General features: G+C 68.2%; 13 protein-coding genes. 6 read left to right on the top strand and 7 right to left on the bottom strand.

Going from position 1 to position 16,257, the window contains the following annotated elements:
- Window positions 1-33: 33 nt before the first annotated feature.
- The 7 genes from gyrA to dnaA form a co-directional block, all read right to left on the bottom strand.
- Window positions 34-2,664, bottom strand: coding sequence for a DNA gyrase subunit A (gene gyrA / locus ACF1CT_RS05450; protein WP_391782432.1), 2,631 nt, complete (start codon window positions 2,662-2,664; stop codon window positions 34-36).
- A gap of 47 nt (window positions 2,665-2,711) precedes the next feature.
- Entirely contained in the window at window positions 2,712-4,826 is a 2,115-nt protein-coding gene (gene gyrB, locus ACF1CT_RS05445) for a DNA topoisomerase (ATP-hydrolyzing) subunit B (protein WP_391782431.1), read from the bottom strand.
- Window positions 4,827-5,266: 440 nt separating this feature from the next.
- Window positions 5,267-5,848: a DUF721 domain-containing protein gene (locus tag ACF1CT_RS05440; RefSeq protein WP_391782430.1), complete on the bottom strand. Its 582-nt coding sequence runs from the start codon at window positions 5,846-5,848 to the stop codon at window positions 5,267-5,269.
- Window positions 5,845-6,987 carry a DNA replication/repair protein RecF gene (recF, locus tag ACF1CT_RS05435; RefSeq protein ID WP_391782429.1) on the bottom strand — a complete coding sequence of 381 codons (1,143 nt, stop codon included), beginning with the start codon at window positions 6,985-6,987 and terminating at the stop codon, window positions 5,845-5,847. Before recF ends, ACF1CT_RS05440 begins: the two co-directional genes overlap by 4 nt.
- Before the next feature lie 78 nt (window positions 6,988-7,065).
- Window positions 7,066-7,944, bottom strand: a complete 879-nt coding sequence (gene gnd / locus ACF1CT_RS05430; RefSeq protein WP_391782428.1) for a phosphogluconate dehydrogenase (NAD(+)-dependent, decarboxylating) — start codon at window positions 7,942-7,944, stop codon at window positions 7,066-7,068.
- Between the two features lie 177 nt (window positions 7,945-8,121).
- Complete coding sequence (gene dnaN, locus ACF1CT_RS05425) at window positions 8,122-9,252, bottom strand: DNA polymerase III subunit beta (RefSeq protein WP_391782639.1); 1,131 nt, start codon at window positions 9,250-9,252, stop codon at window positions 8,122-8,124.
- A gap of 1,059 nt (window positions 9,253-10,311) precedes the next feature.
- Entirely contained in the window at window positions 10,312-12,102 is a 1,791-nt protein-coding gene (gene dnaA, locus ACF1CT_RS05420) for a chromosomal replication initiator protein DnaA (protein WP_391782427.1), read from the bottom strand.
- A 379-nt stretch (window positions 12,103-12,481) separates the two neighbouring features.
- On the opposite strand from dnaA, the gene rpmH reads away from it, so the two are divergent.
- From rpmH to rsmG, 6 genes are all read left to right on the top strand, one after another.
- Window positions 12,482-12,619: a 50S ribosomal protein L34 gene (rpmH, locus tag ACF1CT_RS05415; RefSeq protein ID WP_030930485.1), complete on the top strand. Its 138-nt coding sequence runs from the start codon at window positions 12,482-12,484 to the stop codon at window positions 12,617-12,619.
- Window positions 12,620-12,637: 18 nt separating this feature from the next.
- On the top strand, window positions 12,638-13,009 hold the full coding sequence (gene rnpA, locus ACF1CT_RS05410; RefSeq protein WP_391782426.1) for a ribonuclease P protein component: 372 nt from the start codon (window positions 12,638-12,640) through the stop codon (window positions 13,007-13,009).
- A complete protein-coding gene (yidD, locus tag ACF1CT_RS05405; RefSeq protein ID WP_391782425.1) occupies window positions 13,006-13,365 on the top strand; it encodes a membrane protein insertion efficiency factor YidD in 360 nt (119 codons plus the stop codon). Before rnpA ends, yidD begins: the two co-directional genes overlap by 4 nt.
- A 3-nt stretch (window positions 13,366-13,368) precedes the next feature.
- Entirely contained in the window at window positions 13,369-14,670 is a 1,302-nt protein-coding gene (gene yidC / locus ACF1CT_RS05400) for a membrane protein insertase YidC (protein WP_391782424.1), read from the top strand.
- Window positions 14,671-14,684: 14 nt separating this feature from the next.
- Window positions 14,685-15,194 carry a protein jag gene (locus ACF1CT_RS05395; protein WP_391782423.1) on the top strand — a complete coding sequence of 170 codons (510 nt, stop codon included), beginning with the start codon at window positions 14,685-14,687 and terminating at the stop codon, window positions 15,192-15,194.
- Between the two features lie 108 nt (window positions 15,195-15,302).
- The gene (gene rsmG / locus ACF1CT_RS05390) at window positions 15,303-16,019 is read left to right on the top strand and encodes a 16S rRNA (guanine(527)-N(7))-methyltransferase RsmG (RefSeq protein WP_391782422.1); all 717 of its coding nucleotides are present in this window, start codon (window positions 15,303-15,305) and stop codon (window positions 16,017-16,019) included.
- Window positions 16,020-16,257: the final 238 nt, after the last annotated feature.

Genomic DNA, 16,257 nt, shown 5'->3' with positions numbered 1-16,257 from the left:
GGCCGAATCGGCACCCGTGGCTCCACTCACGCTCTACTCCTCGTGCTCCCCGGCCGAAGGCGACGTGCCTTCGACATTGGCATCGACCGTGCTCTCGGCAGCCTCCGCCGTCGCGGCCTCGGTGTCCTCCTCGGACCCCTCGACCTCTTCGGCCTCATGGCCGGCTTCGGCGTTGCGCGCGATGCCGACGACGGCATCGCGCTTGCCCAGATTGATCAGTTGGACGCCCATGGTGTCACGGCCCGTCTCCCTGACTTCATTGACTCGCGTACGAATCACACCGCCGCCGAGCGTGATGGCGAGAATCTCGTCGGTTTCCTCCACCACCAGCGCACCGACCAGCGAGCCCCGGTCCTCGACGATCTTCGCAGCCTTGATGCCGAGACCGCCACGCCCCTGGACCCGGTACTCGTCCACGGCGGTCCGCTTGGCGTATCCGCCGTCGGTGGCGGTGAACACGAACGTACCCGGCCGCACCACGTTCATCGAGAGCAGTTCGTCGTCCTCGCGGAAGCTCATGCCCTTGACGCCCGAGGTGGCACGGCCCATCGGGCGCAGCGCCTCGTCCGTCGCGGTGAACCGGATCGACTGCGCCTTCTTGCTGATGAGCAGCAGGTCGTCCTCGGCCGACACCAGCTCCGCGCCGATCAGCTCGTCGTCCGAACCGTCGGCCGTCTCACGCAGGTTGATGGCGATGACGCCGCCGGACCGGGGCGAGTCGTAGTCCTTCAGCGCGGTCTTCTTCACCAGGCCGCCCTTCGTGGCCAGGATCAGGTACGGCGCGACCTCGTAGTCGCGGACCGCCAGGATCTGGGCGATCCGCTCGTCCGGCTGGAAGGCCAGCAGGTTGGCCACGTGCTGACCGCGGGCGTCCCGGCCGGCGTCCGGCAGTTCGTAGGCCTTCGCGCGGTACACCCGGCCCTTGTTGGTGAAGAACAGCAGCCAGTGGTGCGTCGTCGAGACGAAGAAGTGGTCGACGATGTCGTCTTCCTTGAGCTTCGTCCCGCGCACGCCCTTGCCGCCGCGCTTCTGCGAGCGGTAGTCGTCCGTCTTCGTGCGCTTCACATAGCCGCCACGCGTGATCGTGACGACGATGTCCTCCTCGGCGATCAGGTCCTCGATGGACATGTCGCCCTCGAAGGGCACCAGCTTGGAACGCCGGTCGTCGCCGAACTTGTCGACGATCGCCGCCAGTTCCTCGCTGACGATGCCCCGCTGCCGCTCCGGCGACACCAGGATCGCGTTGTACTCGTTGATCTTCGCCTGGAGTTCGTCGTACTCGGCGGTGATCTTCTGGTGCTCCAGCGCGGCGAGCCGGCGCAGCTGCATCTCCAGGATCGCGTTCGCCTGGATCTCGTCGATCTCCAGCAGGCCCATCAGGCCCTCGCGCGCCACCTCGACCGTCTGGCTGCGCCGGATGAGCGCGATGACCTCGTCGATCGCGTCCAGGGCCTTGAGCAGGCCGCGCAGGATGTGCGCCCGCTCCTCGGCCTTGCGCAGCCGGAACTTCGTCCGCCGGACGATGACCTCGATCTGGTGCGTCACCCAGTGGCGGATGAACGCGTCGATCGACAGGGTGCGCGGCACACCGTCGACCAGCGCCAGCATGTTGGCGCCGAAGTTGTTCTGGAGGTCGGTGTGCTTGTACAGGTTGTTCAGCACGACCTTGGCGACCGCGTCCCGCTTCAGCACGACGACGAGCCGCTGACCGGTGCGCGAGGAGGTCTCGTCGCGGACGTCGGCGATGCCGCCGATCCTGCCGTCCTTCACCAGGTCGGCGATCTTCTGCGCCAGGTTGTCGGGGTTGGTCTGGTACGGAAGCTCCGTGACCACCAGGCACTGGCGGTTCTGGATCTCCTCGACCGCGACGACCGCGCGCATCGTGATCGAACCGCGGCCGGTGCGGTACGCCTCCTCGATGCCCTTGCGGCCCACGACCAGCGCGCCGGTCGGGAAGTCCGGGCCCTTGATGCGCTCGATCAGCGCCTCCAGGAGCTCCTCCTGCGAGGCCTCCGGGTGCTCCAGGTACCACTGCGCGCCGTCCGCGACCTCGCGCAGGTTGTGCGGCGGGATGTTGGTCGCCATGCCGACCGCGATCCCCGCGGAACCGTTGACCAGCAGGTTCGGGAAGCGCGCCGGCAGAACCGTCGGCTCCTGGTTGCGGCCGTCGTAGTTGTCCTGGAAGTCGACGGTCTCCTCGTCGATGTCCCGGACCATCTCCATGGACAGCGGCATCATCTTGCACTCGGTGTACCGCATGGCGGCGGCCGGGTCGTTGCCCGGGGAACCGAAGTTGCCGTTGGAGTCCACCAGCGGCATCCGCATCGACCACGGCTGTGCCAGGCGCACCAGCGCGTCGTAGATCGAGGAGTCGCCGTGCGGGTGGTACGTACCCATGACGTCGCCGACGACGCGGGCGCACTTGTAGAAGCCCTTCTCGGGCCGGTAGCCGCCGTCGTACATCGCGTACAGCACCCGGCGGTGGACGGGCTTGAGGCCGTCCCGCACGTCCGGCAGCGCACGCGAGACGATCACGGACATCGCGTAGTCGAGGTAGGAGCGCTGCATCTCCGTCTCGAGCCCGACGGGCTCGACACGCATGCCCACACCGGCGGCGGGCTCCTCTTCAGGTGTCACGGGGACAGGGGTGTTCTCGTCGGCCATTGCTGGTCAAAGTCCTTTCGAGCGGCGGCTGGCTGGATGCGGCCGACTCAGATGTCGAGGAAGCGGACGTCCTTGGCGTTGCGCTGGATGAACGAGCGCCGCGCCTCGACGTCCTCGCCCATGAGCACCGAGAAGAGGTCGTCGGCCTGCGCCGCGTCGTCCAGCGTGACCTGGCCGAGGACCCGGTGGTCGACGTCCATCGTGGTGACGCGCAGTTCCTCGGCGTTCATCTCGCCGAGGCCCTTGAAGCGCTGGATCGAGTCCTCCTTGATCCGCTTCCCGTTCTGCTTCCCCAGCGCGACCAGGGCGTCGCGCTCACGGTCCGAGTACGCGTACTCGAAGTCGTCCCGGCCCCACTTGATCTTGTAGAGCGGCGGGCGGGAGAGGAAGACGTGCCCGGCCTCGACCAGCGGACGCATGAAGCGGAAGAGGAACGTCAGCAGCAGGGTGTTGATGTGCTGGCCGTCGACGTCGGCGTCCGCCATCAGAATGATCTTGTGATAGCGGAGCTTCTCGATGTCGAAGTCCTCGTGGACCCCGGTGCCGAAGGCCGAGATCAGCGCCTGGACCTCGGTGTTCTGCAGGATCTTGTCGACCCTTGCCTTCTCGACGTTCAGGATCTTGCCGCGGATCGGCAGGATCGCCTGGTACATCGGGTTGCGGCCGGACTTCGCCGAACCACCGGCGGAGTCGCCCTCGACGATGAAGATCTCGCACTTCGTCGGGTCGTTGGACTGGCAGTCGCTCAGCTTGCCCGGCAGCGAGGCGCTCTCCAGCAGCCCCTTGCGACGGGTCAGGTCGCGCGCCTTGCGGGCCGCGACACGGGCGGTGGCCGCCGCGATGCCCTTGCGGACGATGTCGGCGGCCTCGTTCGGGTTGCGGTCGAACCAGTCCGTGAGGTGCTCGTGGACCACCTTCTGGACGAAGGTCTTCGCCTCCGTGTTGCCCAGCTTGGTCTTCGTCTGGCCCTCGAACTGCGGCTCGCCCAGCTTCACCGAGATGATGGCCGTCAGACCCTCGCGGATGTCGTCGCCCGTGAGGTTGTCGTCCTTCTCGCGGAGCAGCTTCTTGTCCCGCGCGTACTTGTTGACCAGCGTGGTCAGCGCCGCGCGGAAGCCCTCCTCGTGCGTGCCGCCCTCGTGCGTGTGGATCGTGTTGGCGAAGGAGTAGACGCCCTCGCTGTACTGCGTGTTCCACTGCATCGCGATCTCGGCCGAGAGCATGCGCTCCTTGTCCTCGGCCTCGATGTCGATCACCGACTGGTGGATCACGTCGCCCTTGCGGGAGTTGAGGTACTTCACGAAGTCGACGATGCCGCCCTCGTAGTGGTACGTGACCGACTTGACCTCGGCCTTCTCGTCCGCTCCCGCCTCGTCCGCACCGCTGGTGGCCTTCGCCGACTCGCGCTCGTCGGTGAGGCCGATCGTCAGGCCCTTGTTGAGGAACGCCATCTCCTGGAAGCGGCGCGACAGGGTCTCGAAGGAGTACTCGGTGGTCTCGAAGATGTCCGCGTCGGCCCAGAAGGTGACGGTCGTGCCGGACTCGTCGGTGGCCTCGTTGCGGGCCAGCGGCGCGGTGGGCACGCCGAGCTTGTAGTCCTGGGTCCAGCGGTAACCGTCCCGCTTGACCTCCACGGAGACCCGCGACGACAGCGCGTTCACCACGGAGACGCCGACACCGTGCAGACCGCCGGAGACGGCGTAACCGCCGCCGCCGAACTTGCCGCCCGCGTGCAGCACCGTCAGCACGACCTCGACCGCCGGCTTCTTCTCGGACGGGACGATGTCGACCGGGATACCGCGGCCGTTGTCGACAACGCGGACGCCGCCGTCGGCGAGGATCGTGACGTCGATGGTGTCCGCGTGACCTGCCAGCGCCTCGTCGACGGAGTTGTCCACCACCTCGTAGACGAGGTGGTGCAGGCCGCGCTCACCGGTCGAGCCGATGTACATGCCAGGTCGCTTGCGGACCGCGTCCAGGCCCTCCAGGACGGTGATCGCGCTGGCGTCGTACGAAGCTGACGCCTCGGCCGGGGCGACGGCCTCGACGGAGGCGGATGCCCCGGCCGGGGCGACCGCCTCGCCACTCTCACCGGAGGTGGACGGGTTGTTCTCGTTGGGGTTGCCGGATTCGGCCACGAAGCGCCCTTTCTGGCACAGCACAGGCCGTCCTCCGGACAGTCCGGAACGGCTGCGTCGTTCGGCTTGTAATCGACGACTCCCGCGAGATGCGGGATTGTGCACCAGTCTACCGGTAGCGCCGACACTCATGGGGGTTTGCGGGTACCTGAGTACGCATGTGCCGCCCTGAATAAGCGGCTGACGACTCCCCATATTCAGGAAGGGTCCTCAAGAGCCCCACACCGGCATTGTGCGCTTCGGCCGGTCAACCCTCCGCTACCGTGAGGGACGCCCCACTCCCGCCTCGCGGTTTCGATCACCGCACACCCGTGCGATACGGGTGCGACGGGCCACACCCCGCGCCACCGCGAACCGGCCCGGAACACCGCCCCGCCCCCTCCGGAAGACCGCCCCACGACCCCCGGAACCCGAAGACGCCCCAGGTCGGCACGTGTCACCAGAAGGCATCGACCGCCCCGGCATCAGCCATAGGTATCGCCGGACCCGGTGCTTCCGGGCGCCCGCAGCGGACCGAACCTGCGCTGCGGCCCCCCCGGCCCCAACACCTTGATCATCCGCACCGTGCCCGGCCCCAGATCCGCGTTGAGCCGGGCCACGAGCTGAGGCGCCAGCAGACGGAGCTGCGTCGCCCACGCCGTCGAGTCGCACTGCACCGTCAGCACCCGCTCGTCCGGATCCTCGTCGTAGCGCAACGGCACACAGTGATTGGCCAGATCGTCGCCCACGATCTGCGGCCAGCGTCCCATCACCCCGCCCACCGCGGCGGGCGTCTCCCAGCCGCGCTCGGCGATCAGACGATGGATCGCGGCACCCAGCGGCAACGGGTCCCGCCCGTCGGCCCGCGCCCCGGAACGCAGCCCGCCGCCCCGCCGTGCCTGCCTCTTCTGCTGCGCCGCGGCACCGCGCGCCCGGGCCTGCTCCTTCGCCGCGCGCAACGCCACCCGCGCCAGATCGACACCCGACGGCTCCGGCTGCCCCGCGCCCTCCGGCCGGTCCCCCGGAGTCCGGCCGGGGGCCCCGGACGCCTCGTCCCGCCCGCTCACAGCCGCTCCACCTCACCCGCGGACACCGCGTACCTCGTCCCGGCCAGCACGCCGGGGACGTCGTCGTCCACCGCCGCCGTCACCAGGACCTGCTCGGCCGGGGCGACGAGCTCCGCCAGCCGCTCCCGTCGGCGCGCGTCCAGCTCGGCGAAGACGTCGTCCAGCACCAGCACCGGCTCGTTGCCCTCGCCGCGCAGCAGTTCGTACGAGGCGAGCCGCAGCGCCAACGCGTACGACCAGGACTCGCCGTGACTCGCGTACCCCTTGGCCGGCATCCCGCGCAGCCCCAGCAGCAGATCGTCCCGGTGCGGCCCCACCAACGTCACGCCCCGCTCGATCTCCTGCTTGCGGACCTCCGCCAGGGCCGCGGTCAACTGCTCGTACAGCTCCTCGCGCGTACTCGCCGAACCGGCGGCGGCACCCACCGCCGCACCCGCCGAGCCGCGGTACTCCAACGCCACCGGCCCACCACCCGGCGCGACGTCCCCGTACGCCTTGTCGGTCAGCGGCTGCAACGTCGCGAGCAGGTCCAGCCGCTGCGCCGACAGCTCCGCGCCCACCCGGGCCAGATGCTGGTCCCACACGTCGAGCGTGGACAGATCCATCGACCGGCCACCGTGCCGGCGCGCCATCGCCGCCGACTTCAGCAGGGTGTTGCGCTGCTTCAGCACCCGCTCGTAATCGGACCGCACCCCCGCCATCCTCGGCGAACGGGCCGTGATCAGCTCGTCGAGGAACCGCCGGCGTTCCCCGGGATCGCCCTTGACCAGGGCCAGATCCTCCGGCGCGAACAGCACCGTGCGCACGATTCCCAGCACGTCACGTGGTCTGACCTGCGACGATCTATTGATCCTCGCACGGTTGGCCTTGCCCGGGTTGAGTTCCAGCTCGACGAGCTGCGACCGCTCGCCCTGGGTGACGGCCGCCCGGATCACGGCCCGGTCCGCGCCCATCCTCACCAACGGCGCGTCGGAGGACACCCGGTGGCTGCCGAGCGTCGCCAGATATCCGACGGCCTCCACCAGATTCGTCTTGCCCTGGCCGTTGGCCCCCACGAAAGCGGTGACGCCCGGATCGAGTGGTACCTCGACCCGGGCGTACGAGCGGAAGTCGGCCAGCGAAAGATGCGTGACATGCATGGTGTGCGCCGACCTTCCCGGCTTCCTGCTCCGTGCTCCGCGGTGGCGGACCGGTCTCCCGGCCCGCTTCCCGGTGCGTTACTTCTTGCTCTCGACCGCGTGGCCGCCGAACTGGTTGCGCAGCGCCGCGATCATCTTCATCTGCGGGGAGTCGTCCTGCCGCGAGGCGAAACGCGCGAAGAGCGACGCCGTGATCGCGGGCAGCGGCACCGCGTTGTCGATCGCGGCCTCCACCGTCCAGCGTCCCTCGCCGGAGTCCGCGGCGAAACCGCGGAGCTCGTCGAGGTGCTCGTCCTCGTTCAGCGCGTTGACCGCCAGGTCGAGCAGCCAGGACCGGATGACCGTGCCCTCCTGCCAGGACCGGAAGACCTCGCGCACATCGGTGACGGAGTCGACCTTCTCCAGCAGCTCCCAGCCCTCGGCGTAGGCCTGCATCATGGCGTACTCGATGCCGTTGTGGACCATCTTCGCGAAGTGACCGGCACCGACCTTGCCCGCGTGGACGGAGCCGAAGTCGCCCGCGGGCTTCAGCGCGTCGAAGACCGGCTGGACCTTCGCCACGTGCTCGGCGTCGCCGCCGTACATCAGGGCGTAGCCGTTCTCCAGGCCCCAGACACCACCGGAGACCCCGCAGTCCACGAAGCCGATGCCCTTGATGCCCAGCTCGACCGCGTGCTTCTCGTCGTCGGTCCAGCGGGAGTTCCCGCCGTCGACGACGATGTCGCCGGGGGACAGGAGCCCGGCCAGCTCATCGATCGTGGCCTGGGTCGGGGCACCGGCCGGCACCATCACCCAGACGACCCGCGGGCCCTCCAGCTTGCCCACAAGCTCTTCCAGGCTGTGGACATCGGAGACATCCGGGTTGCGGTCGTAACCGATGACGGTGTGGCCTGCGCGGCGGATGCGCTCGCGCATGTTGCCGCCCATCTTGCCGAGGCCGACGAGACCGAGCTCCATCAGAGAATCCTTAAGCGTTGTGCCGATGCGTACCCGGGACCGAGCCTACGCCCGGCGGGGGACGGAACGGCGGTCACGCCCGTCGACGGGCGTGACCGCCATGACCGCCGTGGCAGGTCCGGAAGGGTCCGGCGACCGGGTGAGGAACCGGTCGGAGAATCCCCGGAGTGGCCCGGGTCAGCCGGAGAGGCGGACCGGCATGATCAGGTACTTGTACGCCTCGTCGGCCTCGGCGTCCACGGCGGGACGGCCGCTCAGCAGCGCGGGCTTCGTCGACGTCGTGAAGGACAGCTGGGCGACCGGGGAGTCGATCGCGCTCAGGCCGTCCAGCAGGAAGGTCGGGTTGAAGGCGATCGAGATGTCATCGCCCTCCAGCACCGCGTCGACCCTCTCCACAGCCTGTGCGTCGTCGCTGGAACCCGCTTCCAGGATCAGCACGCCCTGCTCGAAGCTGAGCCGCACCGGGGTGTTCCGCTCGGCGACCAGGGCCACGCGCTTGACCGCCTCGACGAACGGCGCGGTCTCGATCACCGCGACCGAGTTGAACTCGGTGGGGAACAGGGTGCGGTACTTCGGCAGATCGCCTTCGAGCAGTCGCGTGGTGGTCCGGCGGCCCGCGCCCTCGAAACCGATCAGTCCCTCACCGGCGCCCGAGCCCGACAGCGCCAGCGTGACCGTGTCACCGCTGGTCAGGGCCTTGGCGGTGTCGAGCAGCGTCTTGGCGGGCACCAGGGCGACGGCCGAGGCCTCCGGGTTCTCCGGCTTCCAGAGGAACTCACGGACCGCGAAGCGGTACCGGTCGGTGGAGGCGAGGGTGACGGTCTCGCCCTCGATCTCGATCCGCACACCGGTAAGGACCGGCAGCGTGTCGTCGCGCCCCGCGGCGATGGCCACCTGCGCGGCGGCGGAGGCGAAGACCTCACCGGGGACCGTCCCGGTCGCGGTCGGCATCTCCGGGAGTGCCGGGTACTCCTCCACAGGAAGGGTGTGGAGTGTGAATCGCGAGGAGCCGCAGACCACGGTCGCCCGTACACCGTCGGTGGAAATCTCCACCGGACGGTTGGGAAGGGCACGGCAGATGTCGGCGAGCAGGCGGCCGGAGACCAGGACCGTGCCGTCCTCCTCGACCTCCGCGTCCACCGAGACCCGCGCCGAGACCTCGTAGTCGAAGCTGGAGAAGCTGAGGGCGCCGTCCTCAGCCTTCAGCAGAAGGCCCGCGAGAACGGGCGCCGGCGGACGGGCCGGGAGGCTGCGGGCCACCCAGGCCACCGCCTCCGCGAGTACATCGCGCTCCACCCGGATCTTCACCGGAACCGCCTCCTGCTGTTGCTCGCTCGCCCTGCCGGCCTTCGTCTTCTGACTGCGTCCCCCTTCCATGGCGGCGGGAGGACGCCGGGGACCAGTCTGACGTACGGCACCGACACTCGGTGCGGCTCGGGGTCAAGTCGTGCCAAGAGGCTCGGTCGGCGCCGGGCCGGAGTTGTGCACAGCCCCTGCTTCGAACCGAATCCCGAGCTAACTCTATGTGGCAGTAGTAGTAGGGCCTGTGGAAACCGTGGATAACGCTGTTTACCCAGGTCAGGCCCGATTTTTTGTCCACTGCCCCTGTGGGTGGCAGCGGTGGACAACTCGGTGTCTCTGTGGACACACGAAAGTTCTGCACACCCGATACACAGGACAGGGGGGTTTCTCCCCAGGGCTGTCCCCAGTTTTACCCCCGTTCCCCACAGCCCAACCATCCCTCTCGGTGTGACGCCTTTCACTCGGCGCAGTGAAGAGCGGTGTCGCGTTGCCGAACAGTGGACAGCGATGTGGAGAAGCCCGGTCCGGCTGGGGACAACACGTGCGCGGCTGTGGGTTGCCGGTGGACAACATCACCGGTGCCTTGTGGACGGAGATTTTGTCCACAGGCTGTGGATCAAGGTTTGCCACAAATCCCCAGGCTCGTGACCTGGCCTGATGGTGCATCGGGAACCACGCCTGTGGAAGCAGTATGGACAACTTCCGGATCCCCAGGCTGTGGAAGAGAAAAACTCCCCAGATCTGTGGAGAACAGGCGGCCAACGGCAGGTATTCGAACACCGCGGCGGCGTCGGAGCGGCGGTGGCGGGGTCGGAGCAGCCCCCGGGCAGGCGGCTGGGAGTGGCCCAGGCCGACCCGAAGACGGTCCGGCAGCCCGGGGCGAGGTCCGTCCGGGAGGCGGCGGAGCCCGCACCGGGAGGCCGCACCCGGAGCAGCCCGACGCTGCCGGGAGCCGTGGTGCCGGCAGCGTCGGGAACGGCGTCGGCCGACCGCGACCACGCACAGGGGCGCCCGCGGAACCTCGACGGGTTCCACAGGCGCCCCTGCGGCGGACGCGGTGCCGCGTCAGCCGTTCTTGATGCGGTTGGTGAGCTCGGTGACCTGGTTGTAGATGGAACGCCGCTCCGCCATCAGCGCGCGGATCTTCCGGTCCGCGTGCATCACCGTCGTATGGTCGCGACCGCCGAACTGCGCCCCGATCTTGGGCAGCGAGAGATCGGTGAGCTCGCGGCAGAGGTACATGGCGATCTGCCGGGCCGTCACCAGTACCCGGCTGCGCGAGGTTCCGCACAGATCGTCCACCGTCAGACCGAAGTAGTCAGCGGTCGACGCCATGATGGCCGTCGCAGTGATCTCCGGCGCCGAGTCCTCACCACCGGGGATCAGATCCTTCAGCACGTGCTCCGTCAGTCCCAGGTCCACCGGCTGGCGGTTGAGACTGGCGAACGCGGTGACCCGGATCAGCGCACCCTCCAGTTCCCTGATGTTCCGGGAGATGCGGGAGGCGATGAACTCCAGGACCTCCGGCGGGGCGTTGAGCTGCTCCTGCACCGCCTTCTTGCGGAGGATCGCGATGCGCGTCTCCAGTTCCGGCGGCTGTACGTCGGTGGTCAGGCCCCACTCGAAGCGGTTGCGCAACCGGTCCTCCAGGGTCACCAGTTGCTTGGGCGGCCGGTCCGAGGACAGCACGATCTGCTTGTTGGCGTTGTGAAGCGTGTTGAAGGTGTGGAAGAACTCCTCCTGCGTCGACTCCTTGCTCGCCAGGAACTGGATGTCGTCGACGAGCAGGATGTCCACATCGCGGTAGCGCTTGCGGAAGGTGTCGCCCTTGCCGTCACGGATCGAGTTGATGAACTCGTTGGTGAACTCCTCCGAGCTCACGTACCGCACCCGGGTGCCCGGGTAGAGGCTGCGGGCGTAGTGCCCGATGGCGTGCAGCAGGTGGGTCTTGCCGAGACCGGACTCCCCGTAGATGAAGAGGGGGTTGTACGCCTTGGCGGGCGCTTCCGCGACCGCGACCGCCGCGGCGTGCGCGAACCGGTTGGACGCCCCGATGACGAAGGTGTCGAAGAGGTACTTCGGATTCAGCCGGGCCGCGGGCTCCCCGGGGCCCGCGGAGGGCTGGCCGCCCATCGGTCCGCCCGCGCCACCGGGCCTGCCGGTGCCGCCGGCGGGCGGGCGGTGCGGGGACTGGGGGTCCAGGTCGTGGCGCTCGGGACGCTGCTGTTCGTAGCCCTGGCGCTCGGGCGGCTGCGACCGGTAGTCGTGCGGGGAGCGCCCGCCCGTGTACGGCTCCCGCCACTGGTCCACGGACGCGTCGCGGTCCTGGAACCCTCCGAGCCGGGGCTGCTGCCAGGACAGGTCCTCCTGGGTGCGCGGCCACGCACCGGGTTCGGGGCGCTGCTGCTGGTAGTCGGGGTAGGCGGGCCGGGCGGTCGGCATGCCGTCGTCCGAGGGCCGGTGCCCGTAGCCGTCGTACGCGTCGCCGGGACGGCGCTCGTCGTGCGGCGGTTCCGGGTAGCGCTGCTGCTGGGCCTGCGGCGACTGGTGTATCGGAGGCGCCGGCGGGCTCGGGGGCTCCCCCACGGAGTCGTCGACCGTGATCGCGATGCGGATCGGGCGGCCGCACTCGCGGCTCAGCGTCTCGCTGATGAGCGGCGCCAGCCGGCCCTCCAGCACACGCTTTCCCCACTCGTTGGGGACGGCGAGCAGCGCGGTGTCGGCGACCAGCGCGAGCGGCTGGCAGCGCTCGACCCACTGCTTGTCCTTCGGCTCGATGCCCTGCTGCCCCTCCCCGAGAAGGTGCTCCAGCACGCGTGGCCACACTGCGGCAAGATCGGCAGGTACGTCAGCCACAGGGCACGCTCTCTCGCTGGTCCCACGAATGTGTGGTTCTCGGGACGGGGTGGGTCGGGATGGGTGAGGACCGGCAGGCAGGAAGAAAAAGAACCGGGGTTCAGCCACGGTAGCCAGGGCGACCCACGTGGTTCAAGTTGTTGTCCACAGCCTGTGCACAGTGCGGGTGTCGCGGAGCCGGTTTGACCGGATGGCGCAGCCGCGCGTACCGTGACGAGGTCGAGTTGTCGATGGCTGCTGCCGCCTGCCTCCGATGGGCAAAGACCACGATCTGTGGTCGTGAAGCGGTGCACTTGAGCGTTTACCGAGTCTCTCGTGGGCGCACGGTGACAGCCAGACGATGTCCCGCCAAAACCCGAGTCATTTCTGGAGCCCCCGAGTGAGCAAGCGCACCTTCCAGCCGAACAATCGTCGTCGCGCGAAGACCCACGGCTTCCGGCTGCGGATGCGCACCCGTGCCGGCCGCGCGATTCTCGCGTCCCGCCGTGGCAAGGGTCGCGCCAACCTGTCCGCCTGATCGCCTACAGGTCATGACGTGCTGCCTACCGAGAATCGGCTGAGGCGGCGCGAGGACTTCGCGACCGCAGTACGCCGAGGACGCCGGGCCGGCCGCCCGCTTCTCGTCGTTCATCTACGCAGCGGCGCAACGGACCCGCACGTGACTGGGGAGTACGCTCCCCCGCCACGTGCGGGTTTCGTTGTCAGCAAAGCCGTGGGCGGAGCGGTTGTGCGTACTGCGGTGAAGCGCAGGCTTCGCCACCTGGTCCGTGAACGGCTGGCCCTGCTGCCCCCCGGTAGCCTGGTTGTCGTACGAGCGCTGCCCGGAGCGGGCGACGCCGACCACGCACAACTGGCCCGAGACCTGGACGCCGCACTTCAGCGGCTGCTGGGAGGGGGCGCGCGATGAAGTACCCGCTGCTGGCTCTCATCAAGCTCTATCAGTGGACGATCAGCCCTCTTCTCGGGCCCGTCTGTCGTTACTACCCGTCGTGTTCCCACTATGGATATACGGCGATCGACCGGCACGGAGCGATCAAGGGAACAGCGCTGACGGCCTGGCGCATCCTGCGGTGCAATCCGTGGTCACCCGGTGGCGTGGACCACGTTCCACCACGCAAACGTCCGCGTTGGCACGAACTGCTGCGCCATGCCATGCGCGGCGGCAAGGGCGGGGACTCCGCCGCTGATGTGCCTCCCGGAGGGTCGGTTTCCGAACCCCCGAGCCCGGCCGCAGAGACTTCGCCCAATGCTCAAGGAGCCTGATTAGTGGACACGATTGCCAGTCTGTTCAGCTTTATCACCTGGCCTGTTTCATGGGTCATTGTCCAGTTCCACAAGTTGTACGGAGCGATCTTCGGCAATGACACGGGCTGGGCCTGGGGCCTGTCCATCGTGTCCCTGGTGGTGCTGATCCGGATCTGCTTGATCCCGCTCTTCGTGAAGCAGATCAAGTCCACCCGGAACATGCAGGTGCTCCAGCCGAAGATGAAGGCGATCCAGGAGCGCTACAAGAACGACAAGCAGCGTCAGTCCGAAGAGATGATGAAGCTGTACAAGGAGACGGGCACCAACCCGCTCTCCTCGTGCCTTCCCATCCTGGCGCAGTCCCCGTTCTTCTTCGCCCTGTATCACGTGCTCTCGGCCATCGCGTCGAACAAGAAGATCGGTGTCATCGACCAGTCGCTGCTGGACAGCGCCCGTCAGGCACACATCTTCGGTGCTCCGCTCGCTGCCAAGTTCATGGACAGCCAGGAGAAGGTTCAGGCTCTCGGCGCCTCCCTCACCGACGTCCGGGTCGTCACCGCGATCATGATCGTGATGATGTCGGCGTCGCAGTTCTTCACCCAGCGCCAGCTGATGACGAAGAACGTCGACCTGACGGTCAAGACGCCGTACATGAACCAGCAGAAGATGCTGATGTACATCTTCCCGGTGATCTTCGCCGTGATGGGCATCAACTTCCCCGTCGGTGTCCTGGTCTACTGGCTGACCACCAACGTCTGGACCATGGGTCAGCAGATGTACGTGATCAACCAGAACCCGACGCCGGGCAGCAAGGCGCAGGACCAGTACCTGGGGCGTCTGCTGAAGAGCGTCATGGCTCATGGTGAGGTGCGCGGCCGGACCAGGCGGAACATGGTCAAGCGCATCGTGTCCAAGGGTCCGGACCGCAACGACATCGAGCGGAAGTTCATCACGGGCCTGGCCAAGCAGGGCTTCGCTGCCCAGGAGGACGGCTCGGTGATCAAGAGCGACACGGCTCTTGCCGAGGCCGAGAGCAGTGCCGCGCAGCGTCGCCAGCAGCCCAAGCGCCAGACGAAGTCCCAGCGCCAGACCACCACCGGTACTGGTACCGGCACCGGTACGACGCAGCAGCCCGGAAGCAAGACCGGCGATACGCCCCTGACGCGGTCCAAGGCCACGGGCAGCTCCCAGGCACGGAGCAAGGGGTCGGACGCACCGCAGGACGACAAGCCGGCGGGCAAGACCGCGTCCGGCTCCTCACGCCAAGCCAAGTCCGGACAGCGCAAGGGCCCGCAGCGGCCCAAGCACCCGTCCAAGAAGTAAGAAGGAGTCCATCCGTGACGGAAGGCACCACTTCCACGGCCGTTGAGGGCAGCGACACCTTGACCCGCCTTGAGCAGGAGGGCGAGATCGCAGCGGACTACCTCGAAGGCCTGCTCGACATCGCCGATCTCGACGGCGACATCGACATGGACGTCGAGGCGGACCGGGCCGCGGTATCGATCATCAGCGACTCGGTACGTGATCTGCAGAAGCTCGTGGGTCGTGACGGTGAGGTCTTGGAGGCGCTCCAGGAGCTGACGCGACTTGCCGTGCACCGGGAGACCGGTGACCGCAGTCGGCTGATGCTGGACATCGCCGGCTTCCGGGCCAAGAAGCGGGCCCAGCTGGCCGAGCTGGGCGCCAAGGCCGCGGACGAGGTCAAGAGCACCGGTGAGCCGGTGAAGCTGGACCCGATGACGCCGTTCGAGCGCAAGGTCGTGCACGACGCGGTTGCGGCCGCGGGTCTGCGCAGTGAGTCCGAGGGCGAGGAGCCGCAGCGCTTCGTCGTCGTTCTCCCGGCCTGACCGGACCCTTGTTCTGTCGGCCCCGTCTGTTCGCAGGCGGGGCCGATCTTTGTCAGCCTGATAGTCAGCCGCCACAGTGCGGTCGTGCGGTATGGAAGGACGGTTCCCGTGACGGCGGAAGTAGAGCTTCCCCAGGCGCCCGAAGGCGCGCAGGCGGTATTCGGTGACTTCTTCCCGGAGGCTGTCCGGTACGCGGAACTGCTGGCCGATGTCGGAGTGACACGGGGGCTGATCGGCCCACGCGAGGTGCCTCGGCTGTGGGAGCGGCATCTGCTGAATTGCGCGGTGCTCTCCGAGGTCGTACCCGAGGGTGTCACGGTCTGCGATGTGGGTTCCGGTGCGGGCCTGCCGGGAATTCCGCTGGCGCTGGTACGTCCCGACCTCAAGATCACGCTGCTGGAGCCGCTGCTGCGGCGCACCAACTTTCTTCAAGAGGTCGTCGAACTGCTCGGACTGGACCATGTGACGGTGGTGCGCGGCAGGGCCGAGGAGGTTCTGGGGACGCTTCAGCCGGTCCATGTGGTGACGGCTCGCGCGGTGGCGCCGCTCGATCGACTGGCCGGCTGGGGGGTGCCACTCCTGCGTCCCTACGGAGAGATGCTGGCGCTCAAGGGAGATACCGCCGAGGAGGAGATTGCCGGGGCGCGGGCTGCTCTGAGCAAGCTCGGCGTGGTGGAGACCGAGGTGCTGCACGTCGGAGAGGGCGTCGTCGACCCGATGTCCACGGTGGTGCGTGTGGTGGTAGGCGAGAGCCCGGGGGGTGTGCGGTTCGCCGCGAAGAGGGCCAAGGCCGCGCGGACGAGTCGCACGAGGCGTCGCCGCTGACCCGCTCGGGCGCACGCGCAGGGAACGACCGCCTTGCGCGGTCTGTCTCCGGCGCTCCAGGTGAGGTTCCTGGAGCGTTGCCGCGCGTGCGCGATGCGGAGTGTCGTGCCTCCGTAGCTACGCAGCGGGGGCATCGTGTTTCACGTGAAACGTCGCTCTCTGCTGCATGGAATCATCAGCCGTGGTCGCGCCGCCGCCACACCGAGGCATAGCAGGCCCGTTAGGACTACGGAGTTGT

The organism is Streptomyces sp. NPDC014734 (assembly GCF_043083325.1).
Lineage (GTDB): Bacteria > Actinomycetota > Actinomycetes > Streptomycetales > Streptomycetaceae > Streptomyces.
Note: the sequence above shows the minus strand (reverse complement) of the source record. Positions and strands in the feature narration are given on the sequence as shown.